The 7,385-nt window shown below is 71.9% G+C and carries 7 protein-coding genes; 5 read left to right on the top strand and 2 right to left on the bottom strand.

Features of this window, described 5'->3' with window-relative positions; genetic code table 11:
- Positions 1 to 193: 193 nt before the first annotated feature.
- Positions 194 to 634, top strand: a complete 441-nt coding sequence (locus QM638_RS19830) for a MarR family winged helix-turn-helix transcriptional regulator (RefSeq protein WP_415144842.1) — start codon at positions 194 to 196, stop codon at positions 632 to 634.
- A gap of 5 nt (positions 635 to 639) precedes the next feature.
- Positions 640 to 1,257 (top strand): dephospho-CoA kinase, encoded by a 618-nt coding sequence (coaE, locus tag QM638_RS19825; protein ID WP_415144840.1) that lies wholly within the window; start codon positions 640 to 642, stop codon positions 1,255 to 1,257.
- Between the two features lie 16 nt (positions 1,258 to 1,273).
- Here the strand turns inward: coaE and QM638_RS19820 are convergent, their stop codons facing one another.
- Positions 1,274 to 2,224 carry an RNA polymerase sigma factor RpoD/SigA gene (locus QM638_RS19820; protein ID WP_415144838.1) on the bottom strand — a complete coding sequence of 317 codons (951 nt, stop codon included), beginning with the start codon at positions 2,222 to 2,224 and terminating at the stop codon, positions 1,274 to 1,276.
- A 188-nt stretch (positions 2,225 to 2,412) separates the two neighbouring features.
- Positions 2,413 to 4,572, bottom strand: coding sequence for a S9 family peptidase (locus QM638_RS19815; protein ID WP_415144836.1), 2,160 nt, complete (start codon positions 4,570 to 4,572; stop codon positions 2,413 to 2,415).
- A 23-nt stretch (positions 4,573 to 4,595) separates the two neighbouring features.
- On the opposite strand from QM638_RS19815, the gene QM638_RS19810 reads away from it, so the two are divergent.
- The 3 genes from QM638_RS19810 to QM638_RS19800 all read left to right on the top strand — a co-directional run bounded on the left by QM638_RS19810 (position 4,596) and on the right by QM638_RS19800 (position 7,273).
- Positions 4,596 to 5,327: a 5-oxoprolinase subunit PxpA gene (locus QM638_RS19810; RefSeq protein WP_415144834.1), complete on the top strand. Its 732-nt coding sequence runs from the start codon at positions 4,596 to 4,598 to the stop codon at positions 5,325 to 5,327.
- Between the two features lie 405 nt (positions 5,328 to 5,732).
- The gene (locus QM638_RS19805) at positions 5,733 to 6,344 is read left to right on the top strand and encodes a 5-oxoprolinase subunit B family protein (RefSeq protein WP_415144832.1); all 612 of its coding nucleotides are present in this window, start codon (positions 5,733 to 5,735) and stop codon (positions 6,342 to 6,344) included.
- A gap of 5 nt (positions 6,345 to 6,349) precedes the next feature.
- The gene (locus QM638_RS19800; protein ID WP_415144830.1) at positions 6,350 to 7,273 is read left to right on the top strand and encodes a biotin-dependent carboxyltransferase family protein; all 924 of its coding nucleotides are present in this window, start codon (positions 6,350 to 6,352) and stop codon (positions 7,271 to 7,273) included.
- Positions 7,274 to 7,385: the final 112 nt, after the last annotated feature.

The following is a 7,385-nucleotide window of genomic DNA, read 5'->3' as shown; positions in this document are numbered from 1 at the left end:
GGCGGCGCGGAGCTCCGCCGGGTTGCGCGGGTCGCGACCGGCGCCTCGACCGGGGCGCTCGGGGGCGCCGGGCTGGCCCAGCGGAGAGCCGGGGCTGTGGAGTGCGTTGAGGCTACTCATCGAACCACTCCTTCCTTAATGCTGAGGTTAACTCACAATGAGGGTAGCGCATCGACGACTAGGATGCATTCCCGTGGACGTGACCGGGGAGCAGCTGATGGCCGCCGCGCGCGCGATGCGCCGCCAGGTGGGGGCCGGGCTCAGCGAGTGGGGGGTGACCCCCGGACAGAGCCGTGCGCTGCGCACGATCGTGGGCGCCGCCGAGCCGCTGCGGCTCTCCGAGCTGGCCGACCGGCTCCGGATCGTGCCGCGCTCGGCCACCGAGGTGGTGGACGCGTTGGAGGGTCGTGGGCTGGTGGTACGGCGCCCCGACCCGGCCGACCGACGCGCAACCTGCGTGGTCGCCACCGCCGAGGGGGCCCGGCTGGCGAAGGTGTTGGAGAGGGCGCGCACGGCGGCCACCACCGAGTATCTCGCGGTGCTCTCCGCCGAGGACCGGCGCGAGCTCCGCCGGCTGCTCAGCGCGCTGCTGGACGGGCACGGCGAGCCGGACCCCGCTCGCGGGCTGCGGTGAGGCCGGTGCGAGTGGGACTGACCGGCGGGATCGGGTCGGGCAAGAGCACCGTCGCCGGCATCCTGACCGAGCTCGGCGCCGTGGTGATCGACGCCGATCGGCTGGCCCGCGAGGTGGTCGCGGCCGGTACGCCGGGCCTGGCCGAGGTGGTCGCCGCCTTCGGCTCCGGCGTCCTCGGCGCGGACGGGGAGCTGGACCGGCCCGCGCTCGGGGCGCTGGTCTTCGCCGACGACGCCCAGCGTCGTCGGCTGGAGTCGATCATCCACCCGCTGGTGCGCGCCCGCTCGGCCGAGATCGAGGAGTCCGCGGACCCGGGTGCGATGGTGGTGCACGACATCCCGCTGCTCGTCGAGACCGGACAGCCGGACCGGTTCGACGCCGTGCTGGTGGTCGACGTCCCGGTGGAGGTCCAGATCGCACGGCTGATCGCCGACCGGGGGATGAGCGAGGCCGATGCGCGGGCGCGGATCGAGGCTCAGGCCACCCGCGAGCAGCGGCTGGCCGCCGCGACGTACGTCATCGAGAACACCGGGACGCGCGAAGACCTCCGCCGGCGGGTGGCGGAGGTCTTCGCCACGCTCAAGGAGCGCGGAGCTCGCGGCGGGCGGGTGGCAGGTCGTTGAGCGCGTGATCTGACGGCTACGCCGCCAGATCAGGATCGGCGAAGCGGCGGAGCTTCTGGAGTGCCTCCCGCTCCAGCTGGCGGACCCGCTCGGCCGAGATGCCGTGCTTGACCCCGATGTCGGCGAGCTTGTGCTGGCGGCCGTCGAGCAGCCCGTAGCGGGACCTGATGATGTCCGCCGCGCGCTCGTCGAGCTGGCTGACCAACGCGTTGAGCCGCTCTCGTGACTCCACGTCGATGAAGTTGAGGTCCGGGCCCGGTGCCGTCTCCTGGGCCATCAGGTCACCCAGCGAGGTGTCGCCGTCCTCGTCGACCGGGGTGTCCAGGCTGACGTGCTCGCGACCCCAGGAGAGCAGGTCCAGCACCCGGTCGATCTCCATGCCGAGCTCGGCGGCGATCTCCTCCGGCTCCGGCTCCCGGCCCAGCTGACGCTCCAGGGTGCGGCGGGCGCCGCCGACCTGGTTGAGCTCCTCGACCACGTGCACCGGGAGACGTACCACCCGCGCCTGCTGGGCGATGCCACGCGTGATCGCCTGGCGGACCCACCAGGTGGCGTAGGTGGAGAACTTGTAGCCCTTGGTGTAGTCGAACTTCTCCACCGCGCGGATCAGGCCGGTGTTGCCCTCCTGGATCAGGTCGAGCATCGGCATCTGGGCCCGACCGTACTTGCGGGCGATGGAGACCACCAGCCGCAGGTTCGCGGTGATGAACTGGTCGACGGCCTTCTGTCCCTGCTCGGCCAGCCACTCCAGCTCGGCGCGGCTCGCGCTGCCGGGGGCCTTGCGCCCGGTGCGGTTCTCGGCGAGCAGGTGCTCGGCCATCAGGCCGGCCTCGATCGTCTTCGACAGCTCGACCTCCTGGGCGGCGTCGAGCAGCTCGTTGCGGGCGATCTCGTCGAGGTACAGCCCGACGCTGTCGCGGCCTTCGATCTCACGGCCCTTGGAAGCGGGAGCGGTGCGTGTCGCCATGGGATCCTCCTAACGGCGAGGCGAAGAGCCTCACGTCCTCATCAACGTCTCCGAGGCCGCAGGTGTTCCCTGCCGGTGGCCCGCGCGGTCCGTCGATCTCTTGTCTGTCACGACGAGCGAGCACACCGTGGAGTTGCCGATCGGCGGGGAATTCAGGGACTTCTCATCCATCGCGGGAAACACACAGGTCAGGCGCCGGTTTCGGGGGCGTCGGCGAGCCCCATCCGGTCCAGCAGCCAGGCGAGGGTGAAGGCCCGGTCGTGCCATGACTTGTACCGCCCGGAGACGCCGCCATGACCGGCGACCATCTCGGTGCGGAGCAGGAAGTCGGCCGGGTTGGTCGCGACCGCGCGCAGTCGTGCGATCCACTTGGCCGGCTCGACGTAGAGCACCCGGGTGTCGTTGAGCGAGGTCTCGGCGAGGATCGGCGGATAGGTCCGGGTGGTGACGTTGTCGTAGGGCGCGTAGGAGGCCATGTAGTCGTAGACCGCGACGTCGGCCTCGGGATTGCCCCACTCGTCGTACTCGGTCACGGTCAGTGGCAGGGTGGCGTCGAGCATGGTGGTGAGGGCGTCGACGAACGGCACCCCGGCGACGATGCCGCCGAAGGCCTCGGGTGCCTGGTTGGCGACCGCGCCCATCAGCAGTCCGCCGGCGCTGGCGCCCTCGGCGACGATCGACTCGGGGCGCGTCCAGCCGGTCTCGACCAGGTGTCGGGCGCAGGCGATGAAGTCGTCGAAGGTGTGCTGCTTCGCCAGCAGCTTGCCGTCCTCGTACCAGGCACGTCCCATCTCGCCGCCGCCGCGCACGTGCGCGATGGCGAACGCCGCCCCGCGGTCCAGCTCGCTGAGCCGGGCGACGGAGAAGTACGGGTCCATCGAGGCCTCGTAGGAGCCGTAGCCGTAGAGATGGACCGGCACCGGCCCGGACTCGCGCAGCCCGCGTCGTACGACGATCGAGATCGGCACCTGGGTGCCGCCGGTCGAGGTCGCCCAGAGCCGGTGCTCCTCGTAGTCGTCGGGCTGGTAGTCGCCGAGCACCGGCGCCTGCTTGCGCAGCAGCAGCTCGCGGCTGCGGACATCGTAGTCGTAGACGCTGCTCGGGGTGCGCATCGTAGTGTAGCCGAAGCGCACCAACGGCGAGTCGAAGCTCGGGTTGCCGCCCGCACCGATCGTGTACAGCTCGTCGTCGAAGCCGACCAGATAGTCGTCGGTGATCCCGTCGGGGCCGTCCGGCCCGAGGTCGAGGATCCGCAGCTGGGTCAGGCCCGCGCTGCGCTGGTTCACCACCAGGTGGGTGCGGAAGGCGTCCACGTCCTCGAGGCGTACGCCGGGCGTGTGCGGGATCAGCGGTGCCCACTGCGCGCGTGGTGTCGGTGCCACCGGCGTGCGGGCGATCTCGAAGTCGGGCCCACTCGCGTTGTGGGTGACCAGGAAGACGTCCTCGGCCCCGTCGGGACTGGGCAGGACGGCGTGCTCCAGGGAGTACTCCACGCCCTCCTCGCGGGCGGCGAAGACCTGCCAGCCCGCCTCCGGGCGGTCGAGGTCGAGGAAGCGGTACTCGGTGGTGACCTTGGCGCCGCTGGCGATGATCATGAAGCGATCGGTCTGGCTGCGGCCCACCCCGACCCAGAACCGCTCGTCGGTCTCGTGGAAGACCAGCTCGTCCTCGCTCTGCTCGGTGCCGAGTCGGTGCCGCCAGATCTTGTCCGCCCGCCAGGCCTCGTCGCTGGTGGTGTAGTAGAGCCAGACCGAGTCGCGGTCCCAGGTGGCACCGCCGTGCACGTTCTCGATGACGTCGGTGAGCAGGTCGCCGGTGGCCAGGTCCTTGATCCGGACCGTGTAGCGCTCGTCGCCGACCACGTCGACGGCGTAGGCGAGCAGGGTGGTGGACGGGCTGACCGCGGAGCCGCCGAGGTTGAAGAACTCGTGGCCCTCGGCGAGTGCGTCCAGGTCGAGCAGCACCTCTTCGCCGACCAGCGCGGGCTGGTCGGGCCGCACGTCGGCCGGCGTGGGCGGGGTCCACTCGGTCGGGTCGGTGACCGGCACCCGGCAGCTGGCGCCGTACTCGCGACCCTCGAAGGAGCGGCCGTAGTACCAGTAGCCGCGACTGCGGGTGGGCAGGGAGAGGTCGGTCTCCAGGGTGCGCGCCTTGATCTCGGAGAAGATCCGCTGGCGCAGGTCGGCCAGGTGCGAGGTGGCCTGCTCGGTGTAGGCGTTCTCGGCTTCCAGGTGGGCGATGACCGCGGGGTCGTCCTTGTCCCGCAGCCATTCGTAGTCGTCGATCCGGATGCGGCCGTGGTGCTCGGCGGTGGTCCGGTGAGTGGCGGCGAGGGGCGGCTGAGGCATGGCGGTGACCCTATCCTCGGCCCATGAGCACGGTGCGAGAGCGGGTGGCGCGGGTGGACCTGAACGCGGATCTCGGCGAGGAGGTCACCGACGACGCCGGCCTGCTGGCGGTGGTGACCTCGGCGAACCTGGCCTGTGGCTACCACGCCGGGTCGGCCGAGATCATGCGTGCGGTGTGCGCCGAGGCGGCCCGCCGCGGGGTGGTCGTGGGAGCCCAGGTCTCCTATGCCGATCGGGCCAACTTCGGCCGGGTCGCCCTCGAGGTCGGCTATGCCACCCTGCGCGAGCAGGTCGCCGACCAGGTCGGCACGCTGGCCGCGATCGCCGCCGAGGAGGGGATCGCGGTCGGGTATCTCAAGCCACACGGCGCCCTCTACCAACGCACCCGCGAGGACGCCGAGCAGGCGGCCGCGGTGCTGGACGGCTCGGGCGAGCTGCCGGTGCTCGGCATGCCGGGCGAGCTGATCGCGGCGGCCCGGGCCGCTGGTCGGCGTACCTGGTCGGAGGGGTTCCCCGACCGCGCCTACGAGCGGACCGAGACCGGCGAGCGACTGCGGCCTCGGGATCGCCCCGGGGCGGTGCTGACCGAGGAGAGCGAGATCGTCGGTCAGGCGCTGCGGCTGGCCGGTCGGGTGGAGTCGCTGTGCCTGCACGGGGACTCGCCGGGTGCGGTGGCGCACGCCCAGGCGGTACGGCGGGCGTTGGAGGCGGACGGATGGGTGCTCGCCGGCCTGCGTGACTCCTCCACAGGGTGACCCGAGATCTGTGGGAATCTGCGCTGATCCTGTGGGTAACCGGGCGCTCGTTGTGGAGAGAACGCAGGTGTCGGTGGATAGCCGAGAATGCGCCGATATTCTTCGCAGAAACCCTTGCGGCCGGGTGGTGCACAGGCGTAGGAATGACCCATCGATCAGCCCGGTGGCCGCAAGGCAGGAAGGCGGATCGGTCGCCAGGGCCGAAGGCGGGCGCAAGCTCAGCCGCGGACCAGGTGTGTTCATGAGGTCTGCCGGACTCCTTGGAGCCGGGCGGTGATCATGAACCGAGGGCCTCGTTGATGCTCATACCACCAACGAGGCCCTCACTCTGTTCACTGCCGATGGTTCCGCCAGTTCCGGGTGGTAGGCAAATCGACACGCGGCGACGGACGGCAAAATACGCACATGCAGGTGCGGGAGTACGGACCGAGCGCGCTGCTGGTCGAGGTGGACTCGGCCGGGGAGGCGGCGGCGCTCGCCGACTGGTTGCGCCGCGTCGGTGAGCGGCTGCGGTGCGAGGAGATCGTGCCGGCCGCGCGCACGGTGCTGCTCGATGGCCTGCGGCGTGCCGAGGACGTCGCCCGGTGGCGAGCGCTGCTCGAGACCTGGACGCCACGGGAGGACCGTCCGCCCGGACCGCTGGTCGAGCTCCCGACCAGATACGACGGACCCGATCTCGAGCGGGTCGCCGGACTGTGGCGCGTCACCCCCGCCGAGGTCGTCGCCCGACACACCGCCCTCGAGTTCGTCAGTGCCTTCTGCGGCTTCGCGCCGGGCTTCGCCTATCTCACCGGTCTGCCGCCCGGGTGGGTGGTGCCGCGGCTCGCCGCACCGCGGCCGCGGGTGCCGGCCGGCTCGGTCGGACTCGCCGACGGGTTCTGCGGGGTCTATCCGAGCGCTTCGCCCGGCGGCTGGCTCCTGCTGGGCCGGACCGAGGCGGTGCTGTGGGATCTCAGCTCGCCGGAGCCTGCGCTGCTCGCTCCGGGGACCCGGGTCCGGTTCGTGGCGGTCGGGTGAGCCCGATGGACTCCGCGCCCGTGCGTGTCTCCGCGAGCCGGCGGGAAGCGGCGCTGCTGGTGGTCGCCACCGGCGCGTCGAGCACGATCCAGGACGCCGGTCGGCCGGGGTTCGCCCATCTCGGGGTGCCGCGCTCGGGGGCGCTGGACCGGCCGGCGGCGGACTTCGCCAACCGGTTGGTCGGCAATCGCCGGGACGCGGCGGTGGTCGAGTCTCTGTTGGGCGGGCTGACGGTTCGACAGACGCCGGACGTGGACGGGGTGTCCGGGAGAGCCGGGCGATGGGTGGCGGTGACCGGCGGTCGCGGACCGGTCACCGTCGTCGACGGACCGGCCGGGCGACAGGTGGGGTACGACGAGCCGGTCTGGCTCCCGGCCGGAGCCGAGCTCCGGATCGGCCCGCTGGTCGCCGGCCTTCGGTGCTACCTGGCGGTCGGTGGCGGCATCGAGGTCGCGCCGGTGCTCGGCTCTCGCGCGACGGACAGTCTCTCCGGGATCGGGCCGGCACCGCTGCGCCCGGGGGACACGATTCGGGTGGGCGAGGTGGCCGGTGCACCGGCCCCGGTCGACGTACCTGCGCGCCGGGCGGCGACCGGTCTGCGGCTCCACCCCGGCCCACGACCGGAGTGGTTCGCCACGGATGCGCTGGCGGAGCTGTGTCGTGGGCTGTGGACGGTGCAGCCGGACTCCGACCGGGTCGGGCTGCGCCTCGCGGGCGAGTCGGTGGCACGTCGCGTCGGTGAGCTCGCCAGCGAGCCGATGGTGCTCGGGGCGGTGCAGATCCCGCCGGACGGGCAGCCGGTCGTCTTCCTGGCCGACCACCCCACCACCGGTGGCTATCCGGTGGTGGGCGTGGTCGCCGAGGCGGACCTGTGGCAGTGCGCCCAGGCCCGGCCGGGGGAGAGGATCAGCTTCCGGCTGGATCCCTGACCGGCTCATCCGGGTCTGAGGTGGGTCGCCGGCGAGGCGCGGGCGGGCCGTTGGTCGAGGAGGGGCGAGGAACGAGCCCGTATCGAGACCATCGGATCGATATGGCCGCTCG

Source organism: Nocardioides sp. (assembly GCF_047606145.1).
In the GTDB taxonomy this organism is placed as follows: domain Bacteria; phylum Actinomycetota; class Actinomycetes; order Propionibacteriales; family Nocardioidaceae; genus Nocardioides.
The sequence above is the reverse complement of the archived record's forward strand: the minus strand, read 5'-3'. Positions and strand labels throughout refer to the sequence as shown.